The sequence below is a fragment of the Heyndrickxia faecalis genome, from assembly GCF_040267745.1.
GTDB lineage: Bacteria > Bacillota > Bacilli > Bacillales > Bacillaceae_C > Weizmannia > Weizmannia faecalis.
Map to the genome: position 1 here is coordinate 2,070,833 of NZ_CP158453.1, position 13,299 is coordinate 2,084,131.

General features: G+C 45.4%; 15 protein-coding genes. 9 read left to right on the forward strand and 6 right to left on the reverse strand.

Features of this window, described 5'->3' with window-relative positions; genetic code table 11:
- Positions 1–6 precede the first annotated feature (6 nt).
- Positions 7–627: a DUF1672 family protein gene (locus ABR335_RS10095; protein ID WP_014098383.1), complete on the reverse strand. Its 621-nt coding sequence runs from the start codon at positions 625–627 to the stop codon at positions 7–9.
- A gap of 220 nt (positions 628–847) precedes the next feature.
- Positions 848–1,762, reverse strand: a complete 915-nt coding sequence (locus tag ABR335_RS10100; protein ID WP_014098384.1) for a DUF1672 domain-containing protein — start codon at positions 1,760–1,762, stop codon at positions 848–850.
- A gap of 522 nt (positions 1,763–2,284) precedes the next feature.
- Here ABR335_RS10100 and ABR335_RS10105 point away from each other — a divergent pair.
- The 4 genes from ABR335_RS10105 to ABR335_RS10120 all read left to right on the forward strand — a co-directional run bounded on the left by ABR335_RS10105 (position 2,285) and on the right by ABR335_RS10120 (position 6,769).
- Complete coding sequence (locus ABR335_RS10105) at positions 2,285–2,977, forward strand: response regulator transcription factor (protein ID WP_350346159.1); 693 nt, start codon at positions 2,285–2,287, stop codon at positions 2,975–2,977.
- Positions 2,974–3,978, forward strand: a complete 1,005-nt coding sequence (locus tag ABR335_RS10110) for a sensor histidine kinase (RefSeq protein ID WP_014098386.1) — start codon at positions 2,974–2,976, stop codon at positions 3,976–3,978. The genes ABR335_RS10105 and ABR335_RS10110 overlap by 4 nt, the downstream gene beginning before the upstream one ends.
- 96 nt (positions 3,979–4,074) lie before the next feature.
- Positions 4,075–4,836 carry an ABC transporter ATP-binding protein gene (locus ABR335_RS10115; protein ID WP_046721155.1) on the forward strand — a complete coding sequence of 254 codons (762 nt, stop codon included), beginning with the start codon at positions 4,075–4,077 and terminating at the stop codon, positions 4,834–4,836.
- Positions 4,826–6,769 (forward strand): ABC transporter permease, encoded by a 1,944-nt coding sequence (locus tag ABR335_RS10120; protein WP_071451896.1) that lies wholly within the window; start codon positions 4,826–4,828, stop codon positions 6,767–6,769. The genes ABR335_RS10115 and ABR335_RS10120 overlap by 11 nt, the downstream gene beginning before the upstream one ends.
- Positions 6,770–6,864: 95 nt before the next feature.
- Here ABR335_RS10120 and ABR335_RS10125 read toward each other — a convergent pair whose 3' ends face one another.
- Positions 6,865–7,164: a hypothetical protein gene (locus ABR335_RS10125; protein WP_014098389.1), complete on the reverse strand. Its 300-nt coding sequence runs from the start codon at positions 7,162–7,164 to the stop codon at positions 6,865–6,867.
- A gap of 109 nt (positions 7,165–7,273) precedes the next feature.
- Here ABR335_RS10125 and ABR335_RS10130 point away from each other — a divergent pair, with 109 nt between their 5' ends.
- Positions 7,274–7,564: a DUF1292 domain-containing protein gene (locus tag ABR335_RS10130; protein ID WP_046721157.1), complete on the forward strand. Its 291-nt coding sequence runs from the start codon at positions 7,274–7,276 to the stop codon at positions 7,562–7,564.
- Between the two features lie 155 nt (positions 7,565–7,719).
- Here the strand turns inward: ABR335_RS10130 and ABR335_RS10135 are convergent, their stop codons facing one another.
- Positions 7,720–8,658, reverse strand: a complete 939-nt coding sequence (locus ABR335_RS10135) for an NAD(P)/FAD-dependent oxidoreductase (protein ID WP_046721158.1) — start codon at positions 8,656–8,658, stop codon at positions 7,720–7,722.
- A gap of 410 nt (positions 8,659–9,068) precedes the next feature.
- Between ABR335_RS10135 and ABR335_RS10140 the strand changes: the two genes are divergently transcribed.
- Positions 9,069–10,292: an IS110 family transposase gene (locus tag ABR335_RS10140; RefSeq protein ID WP_013858393.1), complete on the forward strand. Its 1,224-nt coding sequence runs from the start codon at positions 9,069–9,071 to the stop codon at positions 10,290–10,292.
- Between the two features lie 162 nt (positions 10,293–10,454).
- On the opposite strand, the gene folE is transcribed toward ABR335_RS10140, so the two are convergent.
- Complete coding sequence (gene folE, locus ABR335_RS10145) at positions 10,455–11,102, reverse strand: GTP cyclohydrolase I FolE (RefSeq protein WP_046721159.1); 648 nt, start codon at positions 11,100–11,102, stop codon at positions 10,455–10,457.
- Between the two features lie 401 nt (positions 11,103–11,503).
- Here folE and ABR335_RS10150 point away from each other — a divergent pair, with 401 nt between their 5' ends.
- The gene (locus ABR335_RS10150; RefSeq protein WP_013859272.1) at positions 11,504–11,707 is read left to right on the forward strand and encodes a cold-shock protein; all 204 of its coding nucleotides are present in this window, start codon (positions 11,504–11,506) and stop codon (positions 11,705–11,707) included.
- A gap of 153 nt (positions 11,708–11,860) precedes the next feature.
- On the opposite strand, the gene ABR335_RS10155 is transcribed toward ABR335_RS10150, so the two are convergent.
- Positions 11,861–12,112, reverse strand: a complete 252-nt coding sequence (locus ABR335_RS10155; protein ID WP_046721160.1) for a hypothetical protein — start codon at positions 12,110–12,112, stop codon at positions 11,861–11,863.
- A gap of 247 nt (positions 12,113–12,359) precedes the next feature.
- Here ABR335_RS10155 and msrA point away from each other — a divergent pair, with 247 nt between their 5' ends.
- On the forward strand, positions 12,360–12,890 hold the full coding sequence (gene msrA, locus ABR335_RS10160; protein ID WP_017550823.1) for a peptide-methionine (S)-S-oxide reductase MsrA: 531 nt from the start codon (positions 12,360–12,362) through the stop codon (positions 12,888–12,890).
- A 96-nt stretch (positions 12,891–12,986) separates the two neighbouring features.
- Positions 12,987–13,283, forward strand: coding sequence for a phasin family protein (locus tag ABR335_RS10165; protein WP_014098395.1), 297 nt, complete (start codon positions 12,987–12,989; stop codon positions 13,281–13,283).
- Positions 13,284–13,299: the final 16 nt, after the last annotated feature.

Here is a 13,299-nt window from a genome sequence, read left to right on the forward strand (position 1 = left end):
GCTTTATTAAATGTATAGCAGAAAGGCATGATAGGCTTCTGGAAATATTAAATCCGACGTACTTGTGTAGTAATATGGGGTGGTGAAACCAGTGCTGGCAGTATGATCCACAGCTTCTTTGGTCCTACCAATAACCGGGTATTCTCTCGCAATCGCCGTACAAAATGCATCCAGCTTTTGAAATTCCTTTTCATATGCCATGACATACAAACCTGTTGTAATTGCCCCTTCAACAGAGCCCTCATAGGCGCCCACATCGCCAATCTTTTTGTTTTCCAAATCAATTCCAACGATGACAGAGGTATGAAATTTCGGATCTTTTTTGGATTCAACAAATACAACTGCCGCGTCAGTTGCGCCGTATATATGATGGACGGTGATATCCAGATGGTATTTTTGGATAAAATATTGCTTGACCCTTTGAACGATTTGTTTCCGGTGCTGATTCGCAAATTTCCCTGTCTCTTCTCCGTTATCAAACGAATAACCTTGCCCCGTGTAATCCTGTACCGGCATGTACTCTGATGCTTCCGCCCGCTTTTTTTCATCCCCTTTATGCGGCATTAAGCTACACCCCCCTAATAAAAACAGCAGCATCACGACCATTCCGCTTCTTTTAAAAGTCATTATTTACACTCCAAACAAAAGTAATTTTCCTTTTTAGAAAAACTGATCTAAAATGCCTGGCGTTGTATCCGACTACCATTGCATCAGGACCGGAAGATGAATGATTATAGTTAGTTTGTTTAACAATAGATATACGAACGAAATTTATTTATCTTTTGAGGATGGTCACATATATGGAATCCGCTCAATTTAATCAAATCCTGATCAGAAATACGTTTTTTCATTTCGCCACTTCCCCATTTGGTTCAATAATCACATCATTGTTTTTTGTATCTGAATCTTCATAATCCTTTTCGGTTCCAGTCCGCATTAAAATATCATTACTATTTACGGATATTGAATATTCACCCGGCGGAAAATCTTTTTGTTTTTTCAATTCATCTTTTATCTTATTTACAAGCGTTTTATCAGGGTGCTCATGTTTTTTTCGCATATAAAATGTTAATTCTATTATCATATTGTCAGGAACGAATTTTTGATCTTCTATCTGCTTTTTTAGATTCTGACCAGTGGTTTTTGGGTTATTTAGAAAAGATTTGTAAGCCTTTAAAAACTCTAAATGCGTCGTATTTAAATAATAATATGGCGTAGCATAACCGGAATCAACTGTATGATCCACAGCTTCCTTTGTCCTGCCAATAACCGGGTATTCTTTCGTAATCGCCGTACAAAAATCATCCAGTCTTTGAAATTCCTTTTCATATGCCATGACGTACAAACCTGATGTAATTGCCCCTTCAACCGAGCCCTCATAGGCGCCTACATTGCCAATCTTTTTGTTTTCCAAATCAATTCCAACGATGACAGAGGTGTGAAATTTCGGATCTTTTTTGGATTCAACAAAAACAACTGCCGCGTCAGTTGCCCCGTAGATCTGATGGACAGTAATATCCAGATGGTATTTTTGTCTAAAATATTGCTTAACCTTTTCAACGATTTGTTTCCGGTGCTGATTGGCAAATTTCCCTGTCTCTTCTCCATTATCAAACGAATAACCTTGCCCCGTGTAATCTTGTACCGGCATGTACTCTGATGCTTCCGCCTGCTTTTTTTCATCCGCTTTATTCGGCATCAAGCTACAACTTCCTAACAAAAACAGCATCATCATGATTATTACGCTTCTTTTAAACTTCATGTTCTCACCTCAACAATACCAGCATTTAGCCCGCTGCAAACAGTACATAAATCCGCGAAAAAAAATTACCTTTCTACTTTCATTCTATTAAAAAGCAATATTATCTACCCATCTTCCTTGGAAAATAAACCAAAATTTTTATATTTGTACATCCTCAAAATTTTCATTTAAGTTGATTTTAACAGCTGTACTGCATAGCGTCCATCAGCCAATTGACGCATCTCCCGCGTTTCTCCAACGAAAAACGTCCTTTCTACAGGTACCAATTTATTCTTTTCGGGTTCTCGATAAGCATTCTGATTGCACGCATCTGGGATTATCATTCATATATTTTAGCGCTTTCGGGCATTGCGTTCCTTTTTCTGTGATTTGGAAGAGCATTGGTTTGCTTTCTAAAAGAAGTGATAAGGAAAAAGCGCAGCAAAAGGAAGTATGCCGCGCTTTCTCGTTGATGGTTAATGTAGCCTGCTTTCGCCTTTTCTTGTAAAATGGAGGGTAGCAAAAATAGAAAGAGTGGTCCGGTTGATAAAAATTCTAATCATTGAAGACGATGTGACGCTGTTTCGTGAAGTGAAAGAAAGACTTTCGCAGTGGTCATTTGAAGTTGCGGGGATCCGCGATTTTGGACAGGTGATGGAGGAATTTGCGGAATTCCGGCCTGATCTGGTAGTCATTGACATCCAGCTACCGAAATTTGACGGGTTCCACTGGTGCCGACAAATTCGCGCGCACTCCCATGTCCCAATCCTTTTCCTTTCTTCCCGCGACCATCCGACAGATATGGTGATGGCGATGCAGCTCGGCGCGGACGATTATGTGCAAAAGCCTTTTCATATCGACGTGTTAATCGCCAAAATCCAGGCTATTTTGCGTCGGGTATATGCCTACACGAGCGAGCAGACGGTTTTAAAAACATGGTGCGGGGCCACAATCGATTTGCAGAAAAACACGGTCGAAAATGAACATGGATGCATTGAACTGTCAAAAAACGAAATGTTTATTTTAAAAATATTGGTGGACATGAAAAACCGGATTGTGAGCCGCACGCATCTGATCGAATGTTTATGGAACGATGAAAGGTTTGTGAGCGATAATACATTGACCGTGAACGTCAACCGCCTGCGGAAAAAACTTTCCACGATCGGGCTCGGTGACTGTATCGAAACAAAAGTGGGCCAAGGCTATATGGCGCTTGAAAAGGATGCCGGCCTATGATCCGGATATTTCTTGTTGAACGAAAAAGCTGGGTAATATTTTTTGCCGCCTGCCAGCTGATGCTGCTTTTCATTGCATGGCTTGATCCGCAAATCGCGCTTTCATCCGTTCTTTATATCGTTTTTTTAGAAACGATTGCTTTTCTTCTTTTCCTTTTCTTCCGCGCCCGGAAAGAAGTGAAATTTTATCAAAGCCTTTCAGAATGGGATGGGGATCTTGATACGAGCGAGATCACCCGCCCCAGAACCCCTTTTGAACAGATCGTGCATCAGGCCGTACAAGCGCAGGCGGAACATCTACGGGCGGAAACCGACCGGAACGCGTCCGCGGTGCAAGAAGAACAAGATGAATTAACAGCATGGGTACATGAGGTCAAAACGCCGATGACCGCCATGCAGCTCATCATTGACCGGCTTCAAGATGAAGAAGCAAAAGTGTCGCTCAATTATGAATGGCTGCGCATCCACCACCTGCTTGACAAACAGCTTCATGAAAAACGGATCGGCAATATGGAAAATGACGTTTATATGGAAAATGTTGACCTGAAACGCCTGATCTTCCAGGAAATCAAAGCGATTCAGCCATGGTGCATTCAAAAAGGCATCGGTTTTGACGTCTCACCGGGGGTTCCGGCAATGGTTACAGATGCAAAATGGCTGTCGTTTATCCTCCGGCAATTGCTGGTAAATGCGGTCCAGTACAGTTGCGGGACAGACATCTCCATTTCCGGAAAAATAGCAGACGGCCGCTTCCAATTATCGGTGGCAGACAAGGGGCGCGGCATTGACCCGAAAGATTTGCCGCGCATTTTTGAAAAGGGCTTCACCTCTTCTGACCGCAGCCAAAACAGGGGGGCAACCGGCCTCGGCCTGTATCTTGCCAAAAGGGCGGCAGAAAAATTAAATATCCTGCTTACTGTCCAGTCGGTTCCCGGCGCCGGTTCGACCTTTACGCTCATCTTCCCGGAAAGAAATAGCTTGCAGCAAATTACAGGCATGTGACAAAACTGTCATATGCTTTTCTGTATTGTTAGCTGAAACGAAGGAAGAAACATGCCGGCTTTTCTATAATGAAATCATATCAGAAAGGGGGAGCCAATCATGATCCTTGAAGCAAAAAATGTTTATAAAACGTACGGCAACAAGTGGAACAAACAAGAAGTTTTAAAAGGGATTGATTTAAATGTTGAAAAAGGAGAATTCACGAGCATTATGGGGCCGTCAGGTTCCGGAAAAACGACATTGTTAAATGTTTTATCCTCTATTGACCGGCCCAGCCGCGGTTCCATTGAAATCGAAGGCAAGGCGTTGACGAAAATGAAAGACAAGCAGCTGGCAGAGTTCCGGAAAAGGCATTTAGGCTTTATTTTCCAGGAATACCATTTGCTTGATACGTTAACGGTGAAGGAAAATATATTGCTGCCGCTGTCTGTGAAAAAAGTTTCAAAACGCGAGGCGAACGAAAAATTCCATGCGGTTGCGGAAGAACTCGGTATTACCGATATTCAGGACAAGTATCCGAATGAAATATCCGGCGGGCAGAAGCAGCGGACATCAGCAGCGCGGGCGTTTGTCCATGAACCGGGTCTTATTTTTGCCGACGAACCAACAGGTGCGCTCGATTCAAAGTCGGCATCCGACCTTTTGAATAAATTAAGCCGCCTGAACGAAAAAAGAAACGCAACCATCTTAATGGTCACCCATGATGCGGCCGCAGCCAGCTATTCGGGCAGGGTCATTTTCATCAAAGACGGGCAGATTTATTCGCAACTGCATAAAGGCACCGAATCAAGACAGGATTTCTATCAGGCCATCCTGAAAACACAGGCCGTGCTGGGAGGTGTGCAGCATGACGATTAACGGTTTGATTTACCGCAATTTTAAAAAGAACCTTCCACATTATGCGCTGTATATTTTCGCACTCGCCTTTAGTGCTGCATTATACTTTGCGTTTGTGACACTGCAATACGCCCCTTCTCTCGCCGAAGTAAAATCTTCCGTAAAAGGGCTGGCCGCGCTAAAGGTGGCGTCGGTTTTGCTGATCGTCATTGTGGCGGTGTTTCTCTTTTATGCCAACCATTTGTTTATGAAAAGGCGGAGCAAGGAAATCGGGCTTTTCCAGCTTGTCGGCATGACGAAAAAAGAAGTGTTCCGGATTTTAGGGACGGAGAATTTTTTGCTCTACTACGGCTCACTCTTTGCCGGCATCTTTTTCGGGTTTGCGGCATCCAAGCTGCTGATGATGCTGCTGCTCCGGATCATTCAAGTGGAAACAAAGGTTTCCCTTTATTTTTCGATGAAGGCTTTCGGGCAGACGCTCCTTGTCTTTACCATTATTTTCATCCTGATCCTGCTGATCAACAGCATCTTTATCAAACGGCAGACGATCCTTTCCCTTTTCCGTACCGTTTCCTCCACGGAAGACCGGGCCGGGCGAATCTCCAAAGCGGGATTGCTGCTTGGAATAATCGGATTTGTATGCATCGGGGCAGGATACTATATTTCATCAGAATTGTTCAATGGAGACTTTGTAACAGTGCGTGCTTTGTATACGGCAATGATTAGCATTTTAGCCCTTGTTATTTTCGGGACCTATCTTTTTTATAAAACATCTGTCCGGTTTGTTTTTTACCTCATCCGGAAAAAGAAAGGCGGGTATTTGAATATCCGGGATGTCATGTCACTATCCGCCATCATGTTCCGGATCCGTTCAAACGCAGTGCTGCTGACCATCATCACAACCGTGTCGGCCCTTGCGATCGGCTTATTGTCATTAAGCTACATTACCTTTTATTCTGCTGAAGAAACAGCCCATAATATGACAGCTGCGGACTTTTCATTTATCAAGACGAATGAGGCGAAACAATTTACAGAACGTTTAAATGAAAACAACATCCCCTATGAAAAAGAAGAAATTGAAGTCGTACGGGTTACAGCCGATTTAAGCAGCCTGTTCGATAAAAAATCAAAAGATCTGAAGTTCGACTCCAAAGCTGTACCGATAGCGGTCGTAAGCGATGCGGCAGTAAAAGGAATGGATGTAAAACCCGGGCAGGCGGTTTTTTCCGGCTATTCCGATGCTTTAGCCAGATTTCTGCCGATGAAATCGGAAGGGATGATTGACTTAACGGGCAAGCGGAAAACAGCCAGACTGCGCACCGTTGCCCTTCGAAAAGACCAGGTTCTTTCCAATTATTTTTCAGGCAGCATGCCCGTTCTGGTAACGGATGATGTATTATTCCAGGCGTTAAAAAAGGATACGGACCCGAAAATTCAATTGAACTCGAATCTCTTTACCGGCATCAATCTGAAAAAAGATGAAGATCTTGACAAAGCAAACCAGCTGTTCCAAAGTCTGCATTTCCCGTCGGATTCCTTTGCCTACTCCAGTCCTGAAATCATCAAAATGCAAAAAGAAAACATGGGGGTGATGATGTTTATTGTTGGATTTCTTGGACTCACTTTTCTGGTCACATCCGGCTGCATTTTGTATTTCAAACAAATGGAAGAAAGCGAAGAGGAAAAACCGGCCTACACCATTTTGCGCAAGCTTGGCTTTACCATGCAGGATTTAACAACAGGGATCCGGATCAAGCAGCTTTACAATTTTGGCATTCCACTTTTGCTCGGTCTTGCGCACAGCTACTTTGCAGTAAAATCCGGCTGGTTCTTTTTTGGGTCCGAACTGTGGACACCGATGCTGATCGTGATGGGCCTATATACGTTGTTTTATTCGGTATTTGCCCTGCTCTCTGTCGAAGGATTTAAAAAGGCGATACGCGATTCCTTATAATGATCACCCCTTGGGCATCCAAGGGGTGATTTTGTCATTTCCGAAATTGAAAAAACACCATTATGGGTCGTCTCCACGCAGGTTTGTTTCTGGACTCACCGTTTTAACTTGGCGTTTTCTTCCGACACAACGAAAGCCAAATCGTCATTGCCAAATAAGGATAATACATTCAATACAGTCCCGGTGCTGATTTCTCCCGCTTCTTCTTTCGGTACCGTTAGGGCAAGCGCTTCTTCCAGCAAGCCATTTTTTTCTTGTTGCGGATATGCCCTGCTGTAAAGTTCTTCCGGATCAAGCCCATTGTTCACGCACCACTGGGCAAAAATGAGTGCCATCATTTTCTCATCCATTTTGTATTGCTGAATGATTTTTTCTTCCATGTCTTTTTTATCCATATATAAACACTCCTTTCCGATAGTCGGCTGCGATCATAAGCGTATTTTTTCGGCATGTTTTTTCCGTTTTTTTATACAATACCAAACAAGAAGCGAAGGAGGAGACCTGATGGCAAATATTGAACAGGGTGAAGTGTTTACAATTACAGAAAACGGACGTGAGCAAGAAGTGGAAATCATCGGCGTATTGTCGCTAGAAGGAACAGAATATGCCGCCGTTTCTTTTGTTGAAGATTTAGAGGAACAGACAGGCCGGGACTTAGATGTGTTTTTCTTGAAAACAGACGAAGAAGGCGATCTTGACGCTCTCCATTCAAACGAAGAATATGAAAAAGTTTCTGCCGCATTCAGCCGGGTGTTGGGCGGGGAAGATGCCTCACAACCTGGCGGCCGGGATTAAAACAAAAAAGGCACGGGGAAAAATGTTTTATAAACTATCGCCTCTGTACACTTTCGTTGTTTTTTTCGAAAACGCTCCATCTTTTCACCGGGACGCATTACCCGGCTTTATGCCGGCGTGCGCGGGGCCGTAAAGCCGGTAGCAGATCGTTTATTTTACCGCGCGGGTACCTCCGCCAAACGGGAGGCAATATGCTTTGCTGCAGCAGCCCCCTGCCCGGCCGCCCCTGCAATACTGGAATAAAGCGGACCAAGGCAGTTGTCTCCGATTGCATACAGCCATTCACATTCGGTTTTCCCGTAACCGTCCGAAACAATGTACCCGTCCGCATCTGTCCCCGTAACATTTTGAACGAGTGCGCTGTTTGGTTCCATCCCAATCCGGACGAAAACCGCGGATACCGACAAAAAACAGGATTCACCGCTTGAATGGATGAGTTCCACCGCTTCGGTTTGGTTTTCCCCGATAATGGCTTTCACACGCATATTCGGCAAAATCCGGATGTTCTTATAAGATTGGGCCCGACTGAGATATGCCTGCCTGGCCCTGAAACGTTCCGAGCGGTGAATAAGATAGACGTGCGCCCCTGCTTCGGCAAGCAAACAAGCCCCTTCAAAAGCACGGTCGCCGCCGCCGATGACTGCAGCAGATTTTCCTTTAAACAAATGGCTGTCCTTCGTCGCCGAATAAATTTCCCCGCGGGCGAACATCTCTTTTTCCCCCGGCACACCGAGTTTTCTACGCACGGCACCGGCGGCATAAATCAAGTAGCGAAAACCGATTTGGGTCTTAAGCCCGCCTGTTTCCACCACCGCAACTTTTCTTTCGGCATCTATCTTTACGACACGCGTATTCACCCGGTACCGGCATTGCAACGACTCGGCATGCCGAACAAAATAGCGGCGCATTTCCTCCCCGTTTTCCGCTTGCAGGCCGGGATAATCAATAATGCGATTATGGATCAGGCTGAGCTGCCCGCCAAGCATCTTGTGTTCCTCAACAAGCAGATGGTCCATGCCAAGCCGGTTGCACCAGATCGCTGCCGAAATGCCGGCAGGGCCGCCCCCGATGATCAATATGTCCGCATCTAGCATAAACACCATCCTCGTATAATAAGTTTAAATCCAAAGTGGATGTCAATTTCCAGTTCATTCTGCTGCTCATTGACAAGTGAATATAAGATTTTGTATTCCGGGCTCGCCCGGAATACAAGTTCGGACTTGGACGCTTCGCGATGTTCCCGGATAATGGTCTTAGGATCGTTTGGGTCAATGCTTCCCCTCCTTGTAGCCTGACTACTCGAAAAGTCTGCATCCCCAGGTTCTTGCTTGAACGTCTAACCCGTAGGCCGTTCCTCCGGATCTCCGTGCTGGAAATGAGCAGTTCCAGGCAGCCCACGGCCCGGATGAGTTCTCATACGCGAGGCTGACAGATCGGCAAGCCATCTGGGGATATCCCGAAGCGTCCGATTCCATCGATCCCAATACAGAGAGGAGGAAATCATATGCCCTTATTTGTCGGTATTGACGTGAGCTCCAAAAACCTCGATGCCTGCCTGATGGATGGAATGGGGGAAACGTTGGCCACCCAAACGGTGACAAACAATCTTCCCGGTGCCTCTGAGTTAAGAGACGCCATCCTCCAACATGCGGAGGCGGATGACACCATCCAGATCGCCATGGAGGCCACATCTGTGTATAGTTGGCACCCGGCAATGTTTTTCCATGAAGATCCCGAGCTGAAACAGCGTCGTACAAAGGTGTTTACCCTGAATCCGAAGCTGGTGAGAAATTTCAAAAAGGCTTATGCCGAGATGGACAAGACCGATCCCAAAGATGCCTGGGTAATTGCGGACCGCTTGCGTTTCGGGAGATTGCCGAAATCCGTGATTCAGTCAGAACAATACCTTGCCCTTCAACGGTTAACACGGATGCGCTATCACCTGATTCAAAGTTTAACCCGGGAACAACAGGTATTTTTGAATCATCTGTTTTTCAAATTCAGTGCCTTTAACCTTGAAGTGGATACACCGGTCTTCGGCCATGCCATAACGGAATTTTTGCTTGAGGCCTATAGCCTCGATGAAATTGCCCAAATGCCTCTGGAGGACTTAGCGATGTATCTCCAGACCAAAGGCCATGGCCGCTTTAGCGATCCCGAGGATTTGGCCGCATCCATCCAAAAAGCTGCCCGGTCCTCTTACCGGCTTTCTAAATGTGTGGAGGATTCGATTGACTTGGTCCTGGGCAGTTCTATTGAGATCATCCGGCATCTTAAACGCCAAATCAAGGATTTGGATAAGGCGATTGCCCGCGTTCTTGATGGAATCCCGAATACCCTCCAGACCATTCCGGGAATAGGCCCGGTGAGCTGTGCTGGGATTCTCGCTGAAATCGGCGACATTGAGCGCTTTGACGACCAAGCCGCGATCGCAAAATTTGCTGGATTGTTCTGGCCCCGCCACCAATCGGGTGATTTTGAGGCTGATGACAAAATGCTTGCGCGTACAGGCAATCGTTATCTCCGGTATTACCTGGTTGAGGCTGCCAATCTGGTCCGGCGACACGAACCTGAGTACCGCGCCTTTTACCAAAAGAAATATCGTGAGGTGCATAAGCACTCACACAAACGCGCCCTCGTCTTAACGGCAAGAAAACTGGTGCGCCTGATCGATGCGCTGCTCCGCAACGATCAAATTTATGCGCCGAAAAAGAAGGTGACGCGATGAGGTAACCAGGTAACCATCATCGATAGCCTGAACTTGAAAACTTCCAGATTATTCCAATTATCTGGAGGCTTAGTTCAGTATTGCCATTTTTACGACATAGAGCCAACAAAATTTCCAATTCACTTGTTTTTAACCCTTGACATCACACCGTAGGACTTTTTTCTATTTGAGTAAGGACAAAAATTCGGCGCGCAAATCCGCCCGCCCTTCAAAAATGCCACGGTAAGACATCGTGGTCGTGGACGCATCCGACTTTTTCACGCCCCGCCCGCACATGCACATATGCTTGGCCTCTAAAACCACCATCGTGCCCTGCGGTTCAAGCACTTCTTCCACCGCATCCGCAATTTGTTTTGTCAGCCGTTCCTGAACTTGAAAACGCCTGGCGTAGCCGTCGACCATGCGCGCAATTTTCGACAGGCCGGTGATTTTTTCATTTGGAAAATAGGCGACATGAGCGACGCCGAAAAATGGCGCGAAGTGGTGCTCACATATGGAATAAAATTCGATATCTTTTACAAGTACGAGCTCCTTGTGGTCGTGGTCGACATCAAATGTTTTTGCCAAATGCATTTTCGGGTCTTCCCGGTACCCTTCTGTATATTCCAAAAAGGCCTTCAGCACCCGGTAAGGCGTTTCCTGCAAGCCGTCGCGGTCCGGATCATCGCCGCATAAGTCAACCAGACTGCGGACAGCTTCCATAAATTGACCCGACTGTTCGAGCTTTTTGCTGATCACAGCGGGATGATCTATTTGATCTTTAAAAGTTTCTTCTATGAGTTGATGTTCCTTTTGTCCGGAAACAATCATGAATGGGTACAGCTCCTTTTGCAATGAAGTTTTCACTATCCGGCTATTTAAAAGTGTACAACGGCTGCCCGATTATATCAAATGTTGATGCCGCAAAGTGTATCAAGCTTTTTCCAAATGGACGCCCACGCCTGGGATGGATCCGGGCACCAACGGGGGGTGAAAACCGGCCGGCGTATATTTTCAGGGCATATAAGTTAAATTACTATTTCTGTAAATGTTGCCAGTAGCAATGTCTATCGCGATCGCAATTGATTTTGTCACGAAAAACTGAAGTTCATTTTATAAAGATACAGCAAAAAAAGCCGCAAATTTTGCCTGCAAGTGAGAAATGGCGTTTAAAACCCGGGATTCTGGATATATTAAAAGCAAGAAAGGTTAAAAATTAGGAGGCATTAAACGTGGAACATGGTACAGTAAAATGGTTTAACAGTGAAAAAGGCTATGGCTTTATTGAACGGGAAGGCGGAGACGACGTGTTTGTCCATTTCTCAGCCATCCAGGGTGAAGGCTATAAAACGCTTGAAGAAGGCCAGAAAGTATCGTTTGACGTGGAAGAAGGTTCACGCGGTCCGCAGGCGGCAAATGTTCAAAAAGAAGACTAACGGTGCCCTTTGCGGCATCGTTTTTTTGCATGAAAAAGGCCGTATTTCCCGCCGCTTAAATTTTTTCAGCCATCATAAATCCGAATGGATCGGCGCCCACTTCCCCCCAAAAAAAGAAACCCCGTGTATACAGGGTTCATGCTGTGCGAACGATTATCCCGCTTTTCTATATGACGGATCGTTTTCCGGATATTCATGCGGCAATTCTTTCCCTGACGCGCAAAGCATCAGCAAGTATGCCATGCCGAGCCCGTAAGTAATCATTCCCCCTAGCAGAAAACCCCAAAACAAAATCAAAGACCAGTCTGTTGTGTGAGCGCTTACAATAAAGTGAATAGAAAGAAAAATCGCACTCATGATCAGCTCAGCGGTTGCAACCAAATAGTACCCATTAAATTCCTTCATTTCACAACCCTCCCCTTTTGTATATTATATTACCTTATGTTCACAAAATGTTCAAATTTTAAACACATTTTTTAAAAATTTTTTGCACTTTAGTGGACAACGAAAAAATGATATGCTCTAAAATTCAAAGCTGGACAAATACAACCGAAATTTTTCGATTTTTCGCAGCAGACTGGGCATTCTTTCTTGTCGTGATGGGTAGGAAATGTTACGATTTAGAAAAAGCAACACCTTTGGAGGAGAAGAAATGGCAGAACAATTTCAGAAAGCAACTTTTGCCGGCGGCTGTTTTTGGTGCATGGTCAAACCTTTCGACCAGTGGGATGGCATTGAAAAAGTTGTTTCCGGATACACAGGGGGAACGGTCGACAATCCTTCGTATGAACAAGTAAAGACCGGAACGACCGGCCATTACGAAGCCGTCCAAATTACATATGATCCGGCAGTTTTTCCGTACGAAAAACTGCTCGAAATCTTTTGGCAGCAAATCGATCCGACCGATGCCGGCGGCCAGTTCCAGGATCGCGGCTCCAACTATCGGACGGCTATTTTTTACCATAATGAAGAGCAAAAGCGGCTGGCAGAAGCTTCAAAAAAGCAGCTTGCAGAAAGCGGCAAATTCAAAAAGCCGATTGTGACAGAAATTTTGCCGGCGAAGCCTTTTTATCCCGCCGAAGATTACCACCAGGATTTTTATAAGAAAAATCCGAATGCCTATCATGAAGACCGGGCGAAATCGGGCCGCGACACGTTTATTGCTTCCCACTGGGGAAAGTAGTCCGTTCATTGGCCATTTTTCACACCTTTCCGTTTGTGATTCCGGCCGGATTGGGCTATGATTACATTAAGATAGAGGAGAAAGGAAGGAATTGGAATGCGCGATAAAGTGAACCAATTGTTATCACTCGGCCTTGGCATGGCGGTGCTCAGCAAAGAACAAGTGGAAAAAGCAGTCAACCGCCTCGTGGAAAAAGGCAACCTGACAAAAGCGGAATCGACACAATTGATTGATGAACTGCTGGAAAAAGGGGAACAATCCAAACAAGAATTGAATCAGGCCTTGAAAGACCGGGTCAACGAGATCCTTTCTGAAATGAATGTTGCGACAAAAGATGAAATCAAGGCGCTGGAACTTCGCATCCAGCAGCTTGAAGAACGGTTGAATCCGTAAACCGGTTGGCCCTTTT

Excerpts from the sequence above, each read along its gene's own strand:
- ABR335_RS10165 (WP_014098395.1), top strand. The coding sequence starts at position 12,987 with ATGCGCGATAAAGTGAACCAATTGTTATCACTCGGCCTTGGCATGGCG.
- ABR335_RS10155 (WP_046721160.1), bottom strand. The coding sequence starts at position 12,112 with ATGAAGGAATTTAATGGGTACTATTTGGTTGCAACCGCTGAGCTGATC.
- ABR335_RS10135 (WP_046721158.1), bottom strand. The coding sequence starts at position 8,658 with ATGCTAGATGCGGACATATTGATCATCGGGGGCGGCCCTGCCGGCATT.
- ABR335_RS10095 (WP_014098383.1), bottom strand. The coding sequence starts at position 627 with ATGACTTTTAAAAGAAGCGGAATGGTCGTGATGCTGCTGTTTTTATTA.
- msrA (WP_017550823.1), top strand. The coding sequence starts at position 12,360 with ATGGCAGAACAATTTCAGAAAGCAACTTTTGCCGGCGGCTGTTTTTGG.
- ABR335_RS10110 (WP_014098386.1), top strand. The coding sequence starts at position 2,974 with ATGATCCGGATATTTCTTGTTGAACGAAAAAGCTGGGTAATATTTTTT.
- ABR335_RS10100 (WP_014098384.1), bottom strand. The coding sequence starts at position 1,762 with ATGAAGTTTAAAAGAAGCGTAATAATCATGATGATGCTGTTTTTGTTA.
- ABR335_RS10125 (WP_014098389.1), bottom strand. The coding sequence starts at position 7,164 with ATGGATAAAAAAGACATGGAAGAAAAAATCATTCAGCAATACAAAATG.
- ABR335_RS10140 (WP_013858393.1), top strand. The coding sequence starts at position 9,069 with ATGCCCTTATTTGTCGGTATTGACGTGAGCTCCAAAAACCTCGATGCC.
- ABR335_RS10120 (WP_071451896.1), top strand. The coding sequence starts at position 4,826 with ATGACGATTAACGGTTTGATTTACCGCAATTTTAAAAAGAACCTTCCA.
- ABR335_RS10130 (WP_046721157.1), top strand. The coding sequence starts at position 7,274 with ATGGCAAATATTGAACAGGGTGAAGTGTTTACAATTACAGAAAACGGA.
- folE (WP_046721159.1), bottom strand. The coding sequence starts at position 11,102 with ATGATTGTTTCCGGACAAAAGGAACATCAACTCATAGAAGAAACTTTT.